At 58.8% G+C, this 17,707-nt stretch carries 14 protein-coding genes; 8 read left to right on the top strand and 6 right to left on the bottom strand.

Features of this window, described 5'->3' with window-relative positions:
- Positions 1 to 258: 258 nt before the first annotated feature.
- Positions 259 to 5,976, bottom strand: a complete 5,718-nt coding sequence (locus ACZ1JC_RS12225) for a hypothetical protein (protein ID WP_465136605.1) — start codon at positions 5,974 to 5,976, stop codon at positions 259 to 261.
- A gap of 275 nt (positions 5,977 to 6,251) precedes the next feature.
- Here ACZ1JC_RS12225 and rfbC point away from each other — a divergent pair, with 275 nt between their 5' ends.
- The 8 genes from rfbC to ACZ1JC_RS12185 all read left to right on the top strand — a co-directional run bounded on the left by rfbC (position 6,252) and on the right by ACZ1JC_RS12185 (position 13,462).
- The gene (rfbC, locus tag ACZ1JC_RS12220) at positions 6,252 to 6,830 is read left to right on the top strand and encodes a dTDP-4-dehydrorhamnose 3,5-epimerase (RefSeq protein ID WP_465136606.1); all 579 of its coding nucleotides are present in this window, start codon (positions 6,252 to 6,254) and stop codon (positions 6,828 to 6,830) included.
- 3 nt (positions 6,831 to 6,833) lie between these two features.
- A complete protein-coding gene (gene rfbB / locus ACZ1JC_RS12215) occupies positions 6,834 to 7,892 on the top strand; it encodes a dTDP-glucose 4,6-dehydratase (protein ID WP_465136607.1) in 1,059 nt (352 codons plus the stop codon).
- A gap of 7 nt (positions 7,893 to 7,899) precedes the next feature.
- Positions 7,900 to 8,808: a dTDP-4-dehydrorhamnose reductase gene (gene rfbD, locus ACZ1JC_RS12210; RefSeq protein WP_465136608.1), complete on the top strand. Its 909-nt coding sequence runs from the start codon at positions 7,900 to 7,902 to the stop codon at positions 8,806 to 8,808.
- Between the two features lie 117 nt (positions 8,809 to 8,925).
- Positions 8,926 to 9,072 (top strand): sugar phosphate nucleotidyltransferase, encoded by a 147-nt coding sequence (locus ACZ1JC_RS12205; protein ID WP_465136609.1) that lies wholly within the window; start codon positions 8,926 to 8,928, stop codon positions 9,070 to 9,072.
- Positions 9,073 to 9,136: 64 nt separating this feature from the next.
- Complete coding sequence (locus tag ACZ1JC_RS12200) at positions 9,137 to 9,475, top strand: hypothetical protein (protein ID WP_465136610.1); 339 nt, start codon at positions 9,137 to 9,139, stop codon at positions 9,473 to 9,475.
- Positions 9,476 to 9,487: 12 nt separating this feature from the next.
- Positions 9,488 to 11,089: a glycosyltransferase family 2 protein gene (locus ACZ1JC_RS12195; protein WP_465136611.1), complete on the top strand. Its 1,602-nt coding sequence runs from the start codon at positions 9,488 to 9,490 to the stop codon at positions 11,087 to 11,089.
- A gap of 10 nt (positions 11,090 to 11,099) precedes the next feature.
- Entirely contained in the window at positions 11,100 to 11,927 is an 828-nt protein-coding gene (locus ACZ1JC_RS12190; RefSeq protein WP_465136612.1) for a DUF5672 family protein, read from the top strand.
- A 329-nt stretch (positions 11,928 to 12,256) separates the two neighbouring features.
- Complete coding sequence (locus ACZ1JC_RS12185) at positions 12,257 to 13,462, top strand: TylF/MycF/NovP-related O-methyltransferase (protein WP_465136613.1); 1,206 nt, start codon at positions 12,257 to 12,259, stop codon at positions 13,460 to 13,462.
- Between the two features lie 384 nt (positions 13,463 to 13,846).
- Here the strand turns inward: ACZ1JC_RS12185 and ACZ1JC_RS12180 are convergent, their stop codons facing one another.
- The 5 genes from ACZ1JC_RS12180 to gmhA all read right to left on the bottom strand — a co-directional run bounded on the left by ACZ1JC_RS12180 (position 13,847) and on the right by gmhA (position 17,664).
- The gene (locus ACZ1JC_RS12180) at positions 13,847 to 15,046 is read right to left on the bottom strand and encodes a class I SAM-dependent methyltransferase (RefSeq protein WP_465136614.1); all 1,200 of its coding nucleotides are present in this window, start codon (positions 15,044 to 15,046) and stop codon (positions 13,847 to 13,849) included.
- Positions 15,047 to 15,118: 72 nt separating this feature from the next.
- Positions 15,119 to 15,649, bottom strand: a complete 531-nt coding sequence (gene gmhB, locus ACZ1JC_RS12175; RefSeq protein ID WP_465136615.1) for a D-glycero-beta-D-manno-heptose 1,7-bisphosphate 7-phosphatase — start codon at positions 15,647 to 15,649, stop codon at positions 15,119 to 15,121.
- The gene (locus ACZ1JC_RS12170; protein WP_465136616.1) at positions 15,646 to 16,137 is read right to left on the bottom strand and encodes an adenylyltransferase/cytidyltransferase family protein; all 492 of its coding nucleotides are present in this window, start codon (positions 16,135 to 16,137) and stop codon (positions 15,646 to 15,648) included. The genes gmhB and ACZ1JC_RS12170 overlap by 4 nt, the downstream gene beginning before the upstream one ends.
- The gene (rfaE1, locus tag ACZ1JC_RS12165) at positions 16,137 to 17,078 is read right to left on the bottom strand and encodes a D-glycero-beta-D-manno-heptose-7-phosphate kinase (RefSeq protein WP_465136617.1); all 942 of its coding nucleotides are present in this window, start codon (positions 17,076 to 17,078) and stop codon (positions 16,137 to 16,139) included. Before rfaE1 ends, ACZ1JC_RS12170 begins: the two co-directional genes overlap by 1 nt.
- Positions 17,071 to 17,664: a D-sedoheptulose 7-phosphate isomerase gene (gmhA, locus tag ACZ1JC_RS12160; protein ID WP_465136618.1), complete on the bottom strand. Its 594-nt coding sequence runs from the start codon at positions 17,662 to 17,664 to the stop codon at positions 17,071 to 17,073. The genes rfaE1 and gmhA overlap by 8 nt, the downstream gene beginning before the upstream one ends.
- Positions 17,665 to 17,707: the final 43 nt, after the last annotated feature.

The raw sequence follows: 17,707 nt of genomic DNA, 5'->3' as shown, positions 1-17,707 counted from the left end.
GAGCGGGTAGCGGGAATATAACTTTTTAATCAAACACTTATAAATAGGCAAACAGTGTCAAAATTTACTGAAATCGGTCCATTTTTTATACCCCAGTCAAGGGAAATCTAATTTGGTTCGATTCTCGAGCGCATAATATCTCAAGGTGATTCGCTACGCAGTTGCCCGATTCGGCACCTTATCTTCTTTGCGCATCTCAAATTCGCCAAGAGGAGCGAAACGGCCGGGCCCGATAAAAACCGGGCCCGGCCTCTTTCATCAGAAAGCCAGACGGAGGCCCACTTGCGCGCCGGCACGCTGGTCGGCGTCACCGGCTTCGCCGCTCACCGCGCCGAACAGCGTCAGACTTGAGTTCACGGCAAAATCCGCACCCAAGGTTGCTGTGGCGAGGACGGGGGCACGCGAGACGCCTGTCGCGGCAAGGCCGAAGTCTCCGCCGCCGAGAGCGGCGAGCGCTAAGGGAGCGCGGCCGTCCACCTGATAGCGCATCCCGACCGTTAGGTAGGGACGCAAGGCCGCGCCGTCCTGCATGCCGCCCTTGAAGGTGAGGCCGCCGTCGACGAAGACAGCGTGGTCGCGTTCGCGTGCCACTTCGAGGACGTAGGGGCTATCGCCTGCCTCTGCCGTCTGATCGCGGGTCGTGCGGATTGCGGTCACACCCAGGGTTGGCTGCACCGTCCAGCCACGGTTGAGCGGAACCGCATACGTGAGGCTGAGGTCGCCGGTCCAGCCCGTCAGGTCATAGGAGCCCTTCGTCGAAGCGCCGAGCAAGTTGCGCCGGGTATCGGCATTGCCGCCATCGTAGGCCAGCGTCGCCTTGATGCCGAGCTTGCCGTTGCTCCAGCGGCCATGGACGCCAGCGACCACACCGTCGACCTCGGTCCTGGCGCCCAGCGAGGACAGCGTCTGGCGGCTGTTGAGATAGCCCACAAAGCCGCCGATCGACCAGTCGCTGCTGCCCCAGCCAATCCCGCCGAGGAAGCCGTAACCGTTGATCCGCGCGCGAGTTGCGCCTTGCGAGCCACCGTCAAGCCTACGCGTATTGCCGAGCGCGCTTGCGAACGTGAACGCTCCCGGTGTGTCGCGGCACGAGGCGAAGGCATCGCTGCGGCCGACGTCCGCCAGTTCCAGCCCGTGTTCCACGGCGATCTGGCCGGCGGAGGCATAGGCTTCCGGCGTCAGCTGCGCGAAGATGGTCTGGTTGGAGGTGCTAGAATTGGCCATCAGCCCCGGAACCGCTGCCATGAACGCATTCGAAGCCTTGCCGCTTGCCATGAGGCCGTTCACGTAGTCGATCGAGCCCTGGACCTGCGGCGTGAAGGACGGATCGTTCATGAATTCGCCGAACAGCGAAATCCTATCGCCGTTCTGGACAAGAACACCAAAAATCGAACCCGACCGGACGATGTTCGTGAAGCTGCCGGTGATGCTCTGCGCGTCGATCAGATCGAACGACTGGCCGGGATTCACGATCCCGGTGGCGTCGATCTGAAGTGTGGCGCCCTTGGCGATCGAGAGAGTGCCGTTGACGATAAGCTTGTCCGAAACCGTGGGCGTGATCTCGAAGACCGAGACCGAAGTACCGGCCAGCGCAACGTTACCGTTGACCGTCATCGTGCCGGGCGAGGCGCCGGGGCTCAGCGTACCGGCGACGGTGATGTTGCCGTTGACGGTGCCCGCGGAACCGAAGGTTGCCCCCTGTCCCACGGTGATCGTCGACGCCGTGATCGTCGAGCCTGCCAGCCCGATCAGGCGTCCGCCGGTGAGCGCCATGCTGTCGAACGAGGCGCTGCCGCTCACGGTGGCGAGGCCGGTGCTCATGCGCAGGGCTTCAAAGTCGGAAATCGTCGAGAACGCAGCCTGGCCGCCGGCGATTTCGATGCTGTCGCTACCTTCGCCACCATAGACCGCGCCTGCGAAAGTGCCACCCGAAAGCCGCAGAAGGTCGTCACCGGCGCCCAGGTCGATGGAGCCCATCGTGCCGCTGTTGTCGACGAGGTCGTTACCGCCGCCCAGCACCACGCCGCCCACGATCGTGCCCGAGTTGCGGAGCGTGGCGGGGAAGGCATCGGTCGCCAGAATGGCCAGCGCGCCCTCGCCGCTTGCCTCGATGCGGCCGTGGTTTTCGAGGTTGAACGTGGTGCCCTGCGACTGGATCGCAATGGCGTCTGTGCCCGAAGCCGTGATCGTCCCGCCTTCCACGTTGACGATCGAGGCGGTTACCGCGCCCTGCGGCGGAGTGGGGATGAAGCCGTAGTCGGGAACGGCAAGGCCGAGGCCGACCGCGACCGCGCCCTCTCCGTTCGCGCTGATGATGCCGCTGTTGGTGAGCGCCAGAGTGGCGGGCGCGCTGACATCGGTCGATCCCCCCATCATTTGCAGGGCCGCGCCGGCACCTTCATTGGCGATCGTGCCGCTGTTGGTTACGCTGATCGTGCCCGGCGTGCCTTCCTGCGAGGCAACCGCATAAGCCTGGAAGCCGCCTGCGATCGTGCCGCTATTGGCGATGTCGATGGCGTAACCGGCCAGCGACGAATAAGCGCCTTCGGTCTGGCTTGCGGTTACGGTGCCGCTGTTTTCGAAGGCAATATCGCCCCAGTTCCAGACCATGATGGGGGTATCAGCAAGCTCTGCCGATCCGATCATGCCGGTGTTGACCAGACGGGCCACGGAACCGCTCACCCCGCCCGCCACGGACCCGTCGTTGACGAGCGTGCCGAGCGTCTGGCCCAGGATATAGGCCTGTCCGGTATAGGCATCGCTGCCCAGGATCAATGCGCCGGAGAGGTTCATCGCGTTGACGACGGTGCCGTCGCCGGCAGCGTGGAGATCGGTGTAGGCGGCATCGAGGCCGGTGACGGTGGCCACAGTATCGGCGCCCAGCGCCGCGACCATCGCGTCTTCGAAGCCGGTTACGGGCGCGGCGCCGACGGCGACCGAGCCGCTGCTGGTCAGCGCGATACCGTAAGTGTCGCGGCCAAGGCCCGCGTCGATCGTGCCGCTTACGCCGGCTTCGGTTCCGCTCTGGAGGAACAGGTCATTGCCGCTGCCCAACGTCAGGTTGCCGGTCAGTGTCCCGCCATTGGCGTAGTAGGCACTGCCTTGGCCGCTCCAGTAGCCGAGATTGACATCGCCGATGATGGAGCCCGCATTGGTCACCGCTCCGGTGTCCATGGAGATCGCCACTCCGTCGCCGCCCGAGATCGTGCCGCCGGCCAGATTGGTGATTTGCGTGGCCGACGTGATCGCGGTGGATGCGGTGCTGGCGATCGTGCCGGAATTGACGACCGTGGTGCCATAGCCGCCCGATATCGCGCTGTTGGCGGACCGGATCGTACCGCTGTTGGTCACGTTGTAGGCGTTGTAAATGCCGTAGGAAGCGCCCGGGCCGGTCTGCTCGATCGTGCCCGTGTTCACCACGGTATTGACGTTGTAGGCGCCGTAGCTGCCGTCCAGCGTGATGCGTCCGTTGTTGACCAGTGTGCTGCCGTAAGTGACGGCGGCATTGTACGAGGTTCCGCCGTTGGTCGCGGTGAAGGCGGCGTTGATCGTGCCGTCGTTCTGCAGCGTGTCGTTCGTGCTGAGGCTCACGACCCCGAAACCGCCGCCCCAGTAATCGTTGATTGTTCCCGAAATCGTGCCGTGGTTGACGACCGTCAGCGCGTCCGGATTGACGATCGTCGAGCTTTCGGGCCTTGCCGCCCAAACCACGCTCAGGGCGGTTTGGTTGGTGGTCTGGATATCGGCGGTCAGGTCCACCGTGCCGGTGCCGGCAAGGATCAGCGGCAGGGTTTGCGGGGCGTCTGCGGTCAGCGTCAGCTTTGCGCCACCAACCAGTTCGTAGCCGGCCGTGGCGAAGGTGCCGACGGCGCCGATCACCGCGCTTGCCTCGCCTGAGACGCGGTAGCGTAGCAGACCGCCGGTGGTGGTCACCGTGCCGTTGATGCCGGCGAACTGGCCCGTGCCGGTGTTGACCAAGTCGGTCACCAGCGTATCGCCCTTGCCCAGTGTCAGGTTGCCGTTGAGGACACCGCCGGTGAGCGCGACGTAGATGTTGGTATTGCTGTAATAACCGCTGTCACGCGGGGAGACGAAGGTCACGTCCCCGTTGATCGTGCCCGCATTGAAGACTCTGGCATTGTACGTGCTGGTCGACCCGTAGGGATCCTTTCCGGTGATCGCCCAGGCGCCGCCTTCGATCACCCCGCCCGCCAGATTGTTCAGCACGCCGTAGTTGCTGAGGCCCACTGCGGTGCCGGTGGCGCTGGTGGAGATGGTGCCGCTGTTGTTCAGGACATAGCCGATCACCGCACCGTAAGTTGCGCCTTCGATCGTGCCGCTGTTGGTGGCGGTGTAGTATGTGTTGCCGTTCAACTCGACGCCGACACCGCTGGTCGAGCGGATCGTGCCGCTGTTGGTCAGTGCTTCGCCGGACATGTAAACCGCGGTTCCGGCGGCCACGATCATGCCCGAATTGATGACGTCGCCGAATGCATTCACACCGCCTCCGTCAGAGGTGATCGTCCCGCTGTTGTTCAGTATGCTGTCGAATCCCGTCGCTACGGCATAATAGTTTGCGGTGCCGGTCGCATGGATAGAGCCGGTGTTGGTCAGGCTTGAGGCGCCGCCCGTGGCGAAGGCCTGCCCCTGGGTCGTGATTGCAGCTTCGTTCACGACGGTGCTGCTTTCATCCATCACGATCATTCCGGGGGCGACGAACCCCTCGGCAAGCGTGAGGGTGGTGTCTGCTTTGGTAGCAAACTGCAAACGCTGGAACCCGGTGGGCAGCGCGATCGCGGTGGAGATGGTCAGATCCGCGGCGGTCTTGAGGACGAGGTAATTGGTGCCAAGACCCGCGTCCAGCGTGCCGGTGATCCCGGTCACCAGCGTCTCGGTGCCATCATAGAGGCCGTAGACGAGATCGTCGCCGCTGCCGAGCGAGACGTTGCCCGCGATCGTGCCCTGCGTGGAATCAATCTCGGTGTGGGTATAGTAGCCGTAGGCAGGTTGGGTCACGATATCACCGACGATCGTGCCGCTGTTGGTCAGCGTCAGCGATCCTGCCGAAATCGCCGTGCTGCCTGCAGTGGAGATGGTTCCCCCGGCGAGGTTGTCGATCTCCAGCGCGCCTGTGCTCTGAACGGCAGCGCCGGTTCCGGCGTTGGCGATGGTGCCGCTGTTAGTCAGCGGATTGAACGGCGTGGAAAGATTGGCGATCGTCGCTGCCGTGGAGGCGGAGCGGATCGTGCCGCTGTTGGTCCACCCGGTGGGATAGGGAGTGTTGTTGTAGATGGTGGTCTGATCGATGGCGCTGAGCGCGCCGCCGTCGATTACGCCGGCATTGTTCAGAGTGCCGATCGTGCCGACGATCGCGCCGATCGTGCCGCCCTGCTGGTTCTCGATGACATCGAAAGCGCCGCGTGCCGGATCGGTCGCTTGCAGAGCGACACCGCTCGTTCCCGAAATCGTGCCGGCATTGGTGATGCTGACGAGAGCGGGCGCATAGCTGTTCGTCGTCGAACGACCGGCGGTAATGCCAGTGGCGCCCGTCACCGTAGCGCCTGCCTCCACCGTCACCTCGGCTTTGGTGCCGTAGTAGTCGTAGCTGTTCGCCGGCACCGATCCGGACAGGACCGAAATACCGCTCTGGGTGCCACCATCCACGCTGCCGTCCACAGTAATCGCGGCCGTGCGCGCACGGTAGGTCGCGGGAAACGGAGCAATGTCGACGGTGATCGCCGCACCGCCCGCGCCGGAAATGCTGGCCGAGGGAGCAACCTGCACCATGCTGCCGTCCGTGGTGACGCGCAGGCCGTCGGTATCGGTGCCGGTGCAGTTGGTGATGCCATCCGCGACCGTCGGGTCGGGACTGCACTGCGCCCAGGCCGGCGTTGCCGATGCAGCGGCCATGGCAGCGATGCTCGAACCGAGCACAAAGGACCAGCGACGCACTCGCGCCGTCTGTTGGACGATCATTGCAACAATACCCCCGTATGTAGCAGCCGTGTAGCCGCCAAATTTCAGCCCCTGTCCAAACGAGGGCAGCCGTGTCCAGGAAAATCAGAGGGATTACAGAAATTTTATCGGCGTAAACGCAACCTAACAGATGGCGGAAAGCGCATCAGCCTTCTCTGTACACCACCCTCTCGTTCTGAGCGGCGTGTCGTACGCGAAGGTGTCCGTCAATCCGTCCTACCGCCCTCGGATTCTCCCTCTTTGAAATTGCGGCTAACGCATTCTAATGTCTGGGTATGGAGATAGATGCCTATTTGATTGACGGCGTGAGGCTGCTCACCCCCCGCCGCATCGGCGACGAACGCGGCTATTTCGCCGAGGTATTCCGCTCGGACATGTTCGCTGGCGTGTCGGCAGACCAGGTCTTTGTGCAGGATAATGAGTCGCTTAGCGTGCTCCCCGGCACCGTTCGTGGTTTGCACTTCCAATCCGAGCCTCGTGCCCAAGGCAAGTTGGTGAGATGCACCGCGGGGGCGCTGTTCGATGTGGCCGTGGACATTCGCCACGGCTCACCTACTTACGGGCAGTGGGTAGGCGAAACGCTCTCCTCGGAGAACGGTAAACAGCTGTGGGTGCCTCCGGGATTCGCCCACGGGTTTTGCTCACTCGAGCCCAATACAGTCATCTGCTACAAAGTCACCGACTACTACAATGCCGAGTGCGACAAGGGCATCGCTTGGGATGATCCGGTGATCGGGATCGATTGGCCGGACATTGCCCGACCCGCAACCCTTTCAAACAAGGATCGCAAGCAACCGCTCCTGGCTGACCTTCCTGCCTATTTCACCTGGCCAGGGATCAATGGAAGCGAATAATCCATGCGTGTAATCGTCACTGGCGGTGCCGGCTTTATAGGATCAGCCCTTGTCCGCTACCTCGTTCTGAAGAAGGGCTACGACGTCCTGACCATAGATGCTCTAACATACGCGGGTTGCGAGGCATCGCTACGCGAGGTTGAGGGTAGCAGCAACCACCACTTTCTTAAGGCTAACATCTGCAACCGTGCGGCCCTGGACTCCGCGATCGCCAGCTTCCGTCCAAATCGCGTGATGCATCTGGCGGCCGAAAGCCACGTTGATCGCTCGATCACCGGCGCGTCCGACTTCATCCATACCAATGTGGTCGGCACTTTCACCCTGCTCGAAGCCGCGCGCGGCTACTGGAACGGCCTTGCTGCAGAGGCAAAGGCGGCTTTCCGCTTCCTCCATGTCTCGACCGACGAAGTCTATGGCTCGCTGGGCGATGAAGGTTTCTTCGAGGAGACGACACCCTACGATCCCAGTTCGCCCTACTCAGCCTCCAAGGCAGCATCCGACCATCTCGCCAAGGCGTGGGAGCGGACTTACGGGCTGCCGGTGGTGGTCTCTAACTGCTCGAACAATTACGGGCCGTACCACTTCCCCGAAAAGCTGATCCCCCTGACCATCCTCAACGCGCTCGCCGGGCGCCCCTTGCCAGTCTACGGCAAGGGCGAGAACGTGCGCGACTGGCTTTTCGTCGACGATCATGCCCGCGCGCTCGACACCATCATCGAGAAGGGCCGGATCGGCGAGACCTACAATGTCGGCGGCCGCAACGAACGCCGCAACATCGACGTGGTACGCCGCATCTGCGCAGTTCTCGATGGGCTGGTACCGGGCGAAACTCCGCGCGAAAGCCTGATCGAGTTCGTCACCGACCGTCCGGGCCACGATGCGCGGTACGCCATCGACGCGACCAAGCTGGAGGACGAACTGGGCTGGCGCGCGCGCGAAACCTTCGACACCGGCATCGAGAAGACCGTTCGCTGGTATCTCGAGAACGACTGGTGGTGGGGCCCGCTGCGCGAGCGCTACGATGGCGAGCGGCTCGGCCTTTCCGTCAGGGCCCCCGCTTGAGACCCAGATGAAAATCGTCGTCACCGGCAAGTCCGGGCAGGTCGCTACCGCGCTGTACGAGCGCGGAACCGCGGCCGGGCACGAGGTGATCGCGCTGGGTCGGCCGGAACTAGACCTTGTCGATCCCACATCGGTCCTGCGGGCAATCGAAGCTGCCGCACCGGACGTGGTGGTTTCGGCCGCCGCCTATACCGCGGTCGACAAGGCGGAAAGCGAAAGCGCCCTCGCCCACGCTGTGAACGGCGCGGGGGCGGGTGCGGTGGCGCAGGCAGCGAAAGTGCTCGGCGTGCCACTTGTCCATCTCTCGACTGACTACGTCTTCGACGGTCGTTTGGATCGTCCATACGTGGAGGCGGACCCGACCGGGCCGACCGGCGTCTATGGCGCATCCAAGCTGGCGGGGGAGCAGTCCATATTGGCAGGCTGGCCCGAGAACAGTGTGGTCCTGCGCGTGGCTTGGGTCTACAGCCCTTTCGGCGGCAACTTCGTGAAGACCATGCTTCGCCTCGCAGGGGATCGGGACGAGATCTCCGTCGTTGCCGATCAATTGGGTAATCCTACCAGCGCGCTGGATATCGCAGATGGTATCCTTATGGTATCGGATAACCTTGTTGGTAGCTACGACGCAGGCCTCCGCGGCGTATTCCATATGACTGCACGCGGCGAGGCCAGCTGGGCCGATTTCGCGCAGGCCGTGTTCGCGACCTCGGCTGCCTATGGTGGAGCATGCGCGGCCGTCAGGCCTATCACCACGGCCGACTATCCCACGGCAGCCCTTCGCCCGGCAAACTCGCGGCTCGATTGCGGGGAGATCGCGCGCGCCCACGGCGTGATCCTGCCCGATTGGCACGGGGCGCTGGAAACCGTGGTTTCCCGCCTGCTAGCCGAAAAGCTGCAAAAGGGACGAGGCATGTGAAGGGCATCGTTCTGGCAGGCGGCAGCGGCTCCCGGTTCTTTCTGACGACACTAACGACCTCCAAGCAGCTGATGTCGATCTACGACGGCAGGTGAACTGTTATCCGCTCAGCACCTGATGCTGACGGACATCCGCGAGGTCCTGATCATTTCCACCCCGCGCGATCCGCTTGCCTTCCAGACCTTTCTGGCGGATCGATCGAAATGGGGCATGATGTTCGAATATTCCGAACAGCCCCCGCCTCGAGCGCTAGCGCATGCTTAGGTCATCGGCGCGGACTTCGTCGCCGGACAGCGAAATCAACCGCGCCTATGTCGAACGCTGAGATTTGGCGATCGAGACGATGGGGCGTGGCTATGCCTGGCTCGATACCGGCGCTCCGGACAGCATGCTCGATGCCACAGAATATGTGCGCATTCTCGAAAAACGGCAGGTGTTCAATATCACCGGCCCGAACGAGATCGCCTTTCGTCGGGGCTTCATCGATGGCGGGCAGAAGGGGTCATCGGCACGCTCGTCAAGTCGGATTATGGCCGCTTTCTGCGCGGAATCCTTCGGGAAATCTGAGGCGCCCGGTTTGCGCACCGTTCCGGAAAGGCTTCGATCCGCGCGCTTTGGCCTTGTTCTTACTCTCCAACGCTTTATCGTCCGAACCGCAATCGATTAGGCCGGAAGAGCTTTGAGTAAATTTTCAAACTTCTGGACGCTGCTGTTGATGCATTTGGAGGCGGTGCACAGCGCGCCCCGCCCCTACATGACCGCTTTGCGCTGGCGGTTGCTCGGCAAGAAGCTGCGGGCCCGCAGCCAGATGGCTCCGCTCCTCGGGAAATCGCCAAGAGCGTATCGCCTGTGGATCGAGCGGCAGGAAGCCCGCCCGTATGTCGACCATGGCGACTACGCCGCCCCCGGATCGCAGCCGATAATCGCCTTGGTGGATGCCGGTCGCGGGGAAACGAGGTTGGCGCAAACGTTGGAAAGCCTCGCTTCAGAAGGCCTGTCCTACCTCCTAATCGGAGGCCCTGGCGGCTTTTCCATTAAGCACGCTGCGGACCATATCGACTGGAGCGATAAGCCCTGGCTCATGCCCATGGCCGCAGGGGACGTACTCGCCCCGCGAGCGGCTGAGGTCTATCGGAGCGCAATTGCGAAAACGGGGGGGAAGATCGTCTATGCTGACGACGATCTGATCGACCAAGCCGACCAGCGCACCGCGCCCCATTTCAAACCCGACTGGAACGGCGAACTCTTCCGGCATTTCGATTTCCTGACAGGCGCCTGCGCGGTTCAGACCTCCCGGGAGTGTCTGGCAAGTGTTTCCGATGCCGATTGGGCGCAGGCGCTCGTCGCGCAGGGGCTTGGTCCCAAGGCACCCTTCCATATCCCTCGTGTTCTCCACCACCGGCGTTCGAGGCCGCTGCCCCGCGTGCCGGCAGCACCTGAGATGCCTGCAACTCGGCAACTGCCCAAAGTCAGCGTCATTATCCCCACGCGAAACGGGCTCGATCTGCTGCGGACATGTCTGAGCGGCCTGCAAGCGACCGAATATCCCGACATCGAGATCCTGATCGTCGACAACGGCAGCGACGACCGAGGCACTCTGGCGTTTCTTGCAGGGATCGAGAGCGAAACCTGCAGGGTCCTAAAATTCCCCGGCGCTTTCAACTTTTCGGCCATCAACAACCATGCGGCTGCGCAGGCGGACGGAGACATGCTCTGCCTTCTCAACAATGACGTGGAGATGCTTGAGCCCCACTGGCTGACGATCATGGTCGAGCAGGCGCTGCGCGAAAACGTCGGGGCGGTGGGGGCGCAGTTGCTCTATCCCGATGGCCGGATTCAGCATTCAGGGGTCGTACTGGGCGTCGGCGGAGGTGCCGCACACGCGCACCGGCTACTGCGCCCCGACGAAGAAGGCTACTTCCGCCGCCATGCCCTTCCGCAGTTCGTCTCTGCGGTGACAGCGGCCTGCCTCGTTGTGTCGCGAGAACGATTCATGGCAGTGGGCGGTTTCGATGAACGCAATTTTGCGGTGGCGTTCAACGACGTCGACTTGTGCATGCGCTTGAACCGCCAAGGATGGCATTCGCTCTATGAGCCGCGTGCGCGGTTGATCCACCATGAATCGGTTTCGCGCGGCCTTGACCGCGACCCGGTCGGCGCGGCGCGCCTTGCGGGAGAACTGGCCCATCTGAAATCCCTCTGGGGCACGGATCGTATCGTGGATCCATTCCATCACTCGCAACTTAGCCCCTTCAGCGAACAATTCGTGCCGCGACTATAGAGTTTTAGGAATGGCCGTTTATCAGGAAGTTATGCTGCCCCATCGAATTTCTCTGCCCCAGGTTACCTTATGTGCGGCGACGTCGATCAACGTCAAGGCCACTTTGCGGTCGCTGGAATGTTGCTTGGATCAGATCGCGTTTGCCGACTGTCTGCTGTTTACCGACGCGGAAATTCAACCTGAGCATCCGGAGATTCGTGTCGTACCGATCCATAAACTCACGTCAGTGGCGGCTTACTCCGACCTCCTTCTCTCCGGCTTGGTCGATAGGATCGAAACCAGTCACTGCCTGATCGCACAGTGGGATGGTCACGTGGTCAACGCGGGCCGCTGGCGCCCCGAGTTCCTTGAATACGACTACATTGGCGCGGTTTGGCCACATTTTCAGGACGGTTACAACGTGGGAAATGGCGGATTTTCGCTCCGCAGCCGCCGTTTGATGGAGGCATGCCGGGATCCAGAATTTGAGGCATCCCATCCCGAGGATATTGCTGTTGGTCGGATCAATCGTAAATGGCTTGAAGAAAAGGGAATGCGTTTCGCCTCGCCTGTTCTAGCGGACGCGTTCGCGGTAGAGCGGAGGGGAAACCCTCGGGAGAGCTTCGGCTATCACGGGGTGTTCAACATGCCCGCAGTACTGGGAGTCGAGGGTTTCTGGGATATCTACAGGGACCTTGATGACTGCACTACCGTGCGCCGCGATTTCATGAATATATTATCAAAAATTAGTCGTGGGCCTGGGGGGATTTCTCGAATCCGAACGATGTTAGCGGATCGCCTTTCCATTTTGATAAAAGACAAACAAACGCTTCGTAATAGAATCTCCTCGACAAAATAGACTCGGCCATAAAGGCGTTTGGCTGACGGGCGTCGCTTGGGTTGCGCAAGTCGCAGAGCTGTCACGGAAAATTTGGCGGGATTCTAAATGCCACAAGGCCGAGGGATGCTCGGAATGAGTGATCTTGCGCAGTTAGGAGTTCTGCCGGCAAATTTCCCATATTGTCACTTCTAAATCGAAGAGGCACAACTCACAACAGGATCAGGACGACTTGATCCCCAATGCTCCTCCATTGTCCTGCAGCACACGGCCTACGAATTGATCGGCGAGCGGTGAGGATCCCAATATTCTAGTGACTAGCATTGATGTGATTAGCCGGGGAAACAATCATGTACACAGCACAGAAGATTGAGCGATTTCAGCTGGATAAAACTTCCAGTGACAACGTCTTCACGATTGACTCCACCATTCTTTACGATCCCCGCGTGAATGGCCCAGCCGGAAAAAAGATTCGGTTCGAGTTCGACGGCGAACCTCCGCGCTCTACGGTCTGTTTTGGTCCATACATTCGTCTTCCCGCGGGCTTTTACGTGGTCGAGCTGCACGGGGAAATCACAGGATCTTTCGAGATCCACTTCACCCAGGATGCTGGAAAACATACCCTGGCTAGCCAAGTGGTCCAAGCAATCGACGATGCATTATGGTTCCATGTTTTGGACGGCGCCGATAATTTCGAAGTCGTCGTTTATACGACCAATGAATCTTCCTCTTTCCGACTCGATCGCGTCGACCTGTATCGCATGACCGAGGATGAGTTCGCCGCGACGAAGTTGTTATCACCCCATCTACATGAGCTCCATTTCCTACAGACTGAGCCTGCCATGACAAATCCGGGATTTGTTAAAGGCCGGAACATCCAAGCGGGCTACCGGCGCGGAACCTACATCGCGTCCGGAGCTGCGCAGGCGATCTTGCGGGATCCAGATTGGATTGCCGCGCAGGAGGCCGCCGAGAGCCGCAGCATATCGCATCCGAACCATCTGCTGAATCTGTTCCTGCTGCTGAAGTATTCGGAGATCAACGGTAACATCATCGAGTTTGGTGCGTACCGAGGAGGTACTTCTCTCATGATGGCCGCCCTGCTCAAGCGATTGGGATCAAGCCGAAAGGTCTATGCTCTCGATACATTTGAAGGCATGCCCGAGAGCTGTAACTCCGAACTGGACATGCATGTACCAGGCGGTTTCGCTGGGGCTAGCTATGACGAATTGGTTGAGGCCCGCGATCGGCAGGGGCTGGACAATCTCGTCATACTAAAGGGCCTATTTCAAGACACAGTGAGCCAAATTCCGCCTGACGAGAGGAGATTCTTCCTCTCTCACATAGATTGCGACATTTACGATTCGGTGAAGTTTTCGATCAACTACAGTGCGGAGCATTCTGTGATGGGAGCCTACCTAGTCTTCGATGATCCGCTCGTCTTCGATTGTTTGGGCGCCTTTCAAGCAGTCGAGGAGGAACTAATTCAGAACCGAGGCCTTTTCGCTGAGCAAGCATATCCGCATTTGGTCTATCGCTGCCCGGCCGTTAGCTGAGACGTCCTCTTAGACTCCGTCCGCCGTTAACCGACGCGCAGCGCAAGGTGCTGGTCGAATTGTCGAAAGGCCCTATCCCGGCACAAACTATGGGGCGATGCGCTTGCGCGCTGATAGATCAAGTTCAGCGACTCCATGACGAATTATCAGTCTCGCTCGAAATCTTATTTAGCGCGATTTAGACCGCTATGAATCGACACGGCCCCCTCGATGGCGTTTTTGTGATCTATAATCCCTACTGGTGGAGGAGGCTGGCACGGATGGAAATCCGCTTCCTATAGATTTGTGCTTCTCAGCAAGCTCGTCGACATCTTTCGACCCGCCGAATGCGCCGATCAGTTCGGCTCTTGCGGATTGATACAGATTGATCGCAATCTGCTCCAGTTAGACCTCAATTGCGAGACCGATGCTGCGATCGTCTTGATTGAGGCCGCGTGACTGAGGTGAAACAGTAACTGGCGTGATCAACGAAATTCTTACATCCGTAACGCTGGTTAACAAAGCAGAGCTCACGAATGCAGCTAGATATCCATCTCGCAGCTTGAGGGCAACATATGCCTCACCGACCCTTAACGAGCAATTGGCCGCAAAATCATCATCGATAGCCATTAGGCAGGGTATTTTTACAAACAATCCACCATTTGGTAAGTCAAATATACCGAATTCAATATGATGATAGCGAGTCCATCGATAAGTTTTTCCATTATGGTTTTCAAGGCCGTGCCATTCTCCACTAGCGGAGTGCTCACTGGCTGGTGCCTTAAGCTCGAGTGTTCGAATTTCGTCAGGCATGTCCGCCAAGATGCGCGCAGCTACCGGCGAAACGGCGCCTCGGTGCAGAACAAAATCTCCGCCCAAGCTACGATAGATCAGCCCTTCTCGTTTAGCGAAGTCGTGCATTGTCTGATGGCTATAGAATGTGACATGGCCATTGCGAGGCGCAACATACCACCAATCGACACCTATTTCTTCAATATTTTGAGGCTGCATGCTTTGCCCTACAAAGACAAAACCACCCTCATTAGTATAACTCAATAGTGAATTAAACGTATCCAACGGACTTGTACTATGCTCAATAACTTCAAACGCCGTCACTATGTCGTACTTCTTGGCCGGCTTTATGGGATTCGAATAAGGGTCGTAACTTGCGACCTCCGAAAAACCATATGATCGCATTTGTTCGGCAAAAACTCCTTCACCACTACCAAAGTCAAGTAACGACAGCATACCCTTCCCTTTTTCGAGAAGTTTGTCCATCATTCTGGCAGTCGCTTCGGCGCGCATCCCAGCATAGTCAGGATCGACTTTGATATAATCATCATTATATACTAGAGTCGAAAAATCACCTGAAGACCAATCATCGAAGAAATCGGTGAAAATTAGCTCACACGAGCTACATCTATAATAGTGTACAGCAATATTAGATCGCACGAGAGGATAGCCGTTGCACGATTTATTAAAGTCAACCGCGCCAAAATGAGAGGCAGTGCCATTACACAGCTTGCATTCCAAAGCTTGCCCCAATTCAGGGCCGCCGGTGCTCTCTTGTACGCCGCGGATCAAATCACGAATCGCTTCAGACATCACAAATCTCGCTTCATCGCATTGGGTCATAGCTTCTGGGGAACCGGCGCATGATCGACTGCACCCTACCATTCAATCGGTTCCTGGGAGTGCCGCACCAGAGCAAGATGCAAAGTCGGCGCTTCCCACGATCTGAGCTAATGAAGTATTTCCGTCACCCGCTTCACTAATGAGATATGAGTGTCCGACGCCGGCGGCAATAGCGGCGCCGATGTCACTTTCTTTATCGCCAATCAACACTGAGCGTGCGAGATCCAAATCATGCTCCATCGCGGCGCGTAAAATCATACCTGGCATGGGTTTGCGACATTCACACGATCCGTCTGGGTGATGTGGGCAATGATATATAGCGGTAAACGTGATACCCTCAGCCGCGAATATCTGCCGCATATGTTCTTCCATCAGCGCGTAATCCGCAGCACTGAAAAATCCACGCGCAATGCCCGACTGGTTGGTCACTACAATCAACGCGTAGCCGAGCGCTTGGACCTTTCGAAGCGCCTCAAATACCCCCGGGATGACATCGAACTGATCGGGACGGATCACATAGCCGTGATCAACATTGATTACGCCATCACGGTCCAGCAAAAGCGCGCGCCTCATTTCGCAGACCCCGACATACGTATACGCTCTACAAGTCGCGTAGATGAATACCCCGGCAAGAAATCAATCGCTGTTGCCTGCCCCCCCCATGTCTGGACCATAGCCGTTTCCGCGAGGCTCGCCACATCGTAGTCCCCCCCCTTCACGTAAATGTCAGGTCTAATAATATTCAATAATTTCAATGGATTCGGTTCATCGAACAAAACGACAAGTGAAACCGATTCAAGCGCCGCTAACATCAGTGCGCGATCATGCTCGGGGTTGATTGGGCGATCATCACCCTTGCCTAACAGCCGAGAGGAAACATCAGAATTCAGCCCGACAATCAACGCCGCACCAAGGGTTCTAGCGGTTGTTAGGTACTCGACATGCCCGGGATGAAGCAGATCGAAGACCCCGTTTGTGAAAACCAAGGGACGCGGGGCGTATGCGAGCCGCGCCACAAGATTCTGACGCTCAACAATCTTATCCCGGTATGACATTTTCATCAGCCCTTGGTCGAAACGAGCAGCGGTTCGACTTCGTCAAATGTAGCGACAGAAGTGCCGAGCTTGCTGACAACCACTCCGGCGGCTGCATTTGCGAATTCTACCGCCTCTCTCCAGTTTGCTCCGATCCCGATCATAATTGCGATCGCAGCAATGACGGTATCTCCGGCCCCCGACACATCAAAGACTTCCTGAGCCTGGGCTGGCCGATTGATCACCGCACCCGGTAAGAACATTTTCATTCCCTGTTCGCTCATCGTAAGCAGCAGAGCGTCCAGTCCCAAATCAGTGCGAAGTTTTTCGGCCTTTGCATCCATCGCTTCCGGCGAAGACCAAGGGCCCACCGCCTGAGCGAGTTCACCGCGGTTGGGCGTGATTACCGTCGCCCCGGAATAACGGGCATAATCGGCGCCCTTGGGATCGATAAAGATCATCTTACCGGCAGCGCGCACCAGTGCAATTAGATCCTCGATCTTGCCCAGCGCACCTTTTTGATAGTCTGAAAAGATGACGATGTCGGAATCTGGGAGTAACTTGGCGAAGGCAGCCCTTTTTGTATGCAGCACGTCTTCTGATGGCACATCTTCGAAATCAACGCGAAGCATCTGTTGCTGGTGCCCGATGATACGTAGCTTAGAAGTCGTCCTAATTTCTGGATCGACTTGCAGCTCATGCCGAATGCTGTTTGCGTCGAGGACCGCTCGCAATCGGGTTGCGGTCGCATCAGCGCCTACCACGGACAACAAGGTCGCCTGTGCTCCAAATGCTACGATGTTACGTGCGACGTTGGCCGCTCCACCGGGGCGTTCGTCCGAGCGCGCGATCTTGACGATCGGCACGGGTGCCTCGGGAGAGATACGATGGACATCACCGAACCAATATTCGTCAAGCATTACGTCGCCGACAATCAGCACGCGCAACTGGCTGATTTGTTCACGCATCGGAAGCGAAAACCTCATCGAGATAGGCACACAGCGTGTGATAAGTGAGTAGATGGGCAGTTTGGATCTGATCGGTCGCAGCAAGCGGCACCACTATGGCGATATCGCTCAGAGGCGCTAACTTGCCGCCGTCACGACCGAGCATTCCTAGCGTTTTCACGCCCATCAATTTTGCGCTTTCGAAGGCCCGCACCACATTTCCTGAGTTGCCCGAGGTCGAAATACCCCAGACGACATCGCTCGGTCCTGCCAAGGATTCAACCTGTCGGCTGAACACCGTTTCGTAGCTGTAATCGTTGCTCCATGCAGTAAGAATAGAGCTGTCGGTCGTCAGCGCGATAGCGGGAAGCCCACGACGCTCAATCTTATAGCGTCCGATCAGTTCTGCCGCGATGTGCTGAGCGTCGGCAGCAGAGCCGCCATTTCCCATAATCAGCAATTTGCCGCCGGACTTCAATGCGTCAGCGAGCAATGTTGCAGCTTCTTCGACGCTTCGCAGATAGTCATCTGTAAAGCACGTTTGCAAAGCGGTCAGCGTCGTTCGAATTTCTCGAGCGAAGGAAAAACTACCCGTAGATTCCGACATCTGGTATCCTAATCCTAAAATCTGATTCTATATTTCGCGGCGT

The sequence above is a fragment of the Sphingomonas sp. BL-S-28 genome (assembly GCF_055521515.1).
Note: the sequence above shows the minus strand (reverse complement) of the source record. Positions and strands in the feature narration are given on the sequence as shown.

Excerpts from the sequence above, each read along its gene's own strand:
- ACZ1JC_RS12225 (WP_465136605.1), bottom strand. The coding sequence starts at position 5,976 with ATGATCGTCCAACAGACGGCGCGAGTGCGTCGCTGGTCCTTTGTGCTC.
- rfbC (WP_465136606.1), top strand. The coding sequence starts at position 6,252 with ATGGAGATAGATGCCTATTTGATTGACGGCGTGAGGCTGCTCACCCCC.
- rfbB (WP_465136607.1), top strand. The coding sequence starts at position 6,834 with ATGCGTGTAATCGTCACTGGCGGTGCCGGCTTTATAGGATCAGCCCTT.
- rfbD (WP_465136608.1), top strand. The coding sequence starts at position 7,900 with ATGAAAATCGTCGTCACCGGCAAGTCCGGGCAGGTCGCTACCGCGCTG.
- ACZ1JC_RS12205 (WP_465136609.1), top strand. The coding sequence starts at position 8,926 with ATGCTGACGGACATCCGCGAGGTCCTGATCATTTCCACCCCGCGCGAT.
- ACZ1JC_RS12190 (WP_465136612.1), top strand. The coding sequence starts at position 11,100 with ATGGCCGTTTATCAGGAAGTTATGCTGCCCCATCGAATTTCTCTGCCC.
- ACZ1JC_RS12185 (WP_465136613.1), top strand. The coding sequence starts at position 12,257 with ATGTACACAGCACAGAAGATTGAGCGATTTCAGCTGGATAAAACTTCC.
- ACZ1JC_RS12180 (WP_465136614.1), bottom strand. The coding sequence starts at position 15,046 with ATGTCTGAAGCGATTCGTGATTTGATCCGCGGCGTACAAGAGAGCACC.
- gmhB (WP_465136615.1), bottom strand. The coding sequence starts at position 15,649 with ATGAGGCGCGCGCTTTTGCTGGACCGTGATGGCGTAATCAATGTTGAT.
- ACZ1JC_RS12170 (WP_465136616.1), bottom strand. The coding sequence starts at position 16,137 with ATGAAAATGTCATACCGGGATAAGATTGTTGAGCGTCAGAATCTTGTG.
- rfaE1 (WP_465136617.1), bottom strand. The coding sequence starts at position 17,078 with ATGCGTGAACAAATCAGCCAGTTGCGCGTGCTGATTGTCGGCGACGTA.
- gmhA (WP_465136618.1), bottom strand. The coding sequence starts at position 17,664 with ATGTCGGAATCTACGGGTAGTTTTTCCTTCGCTCGAGAAATTCGAACG.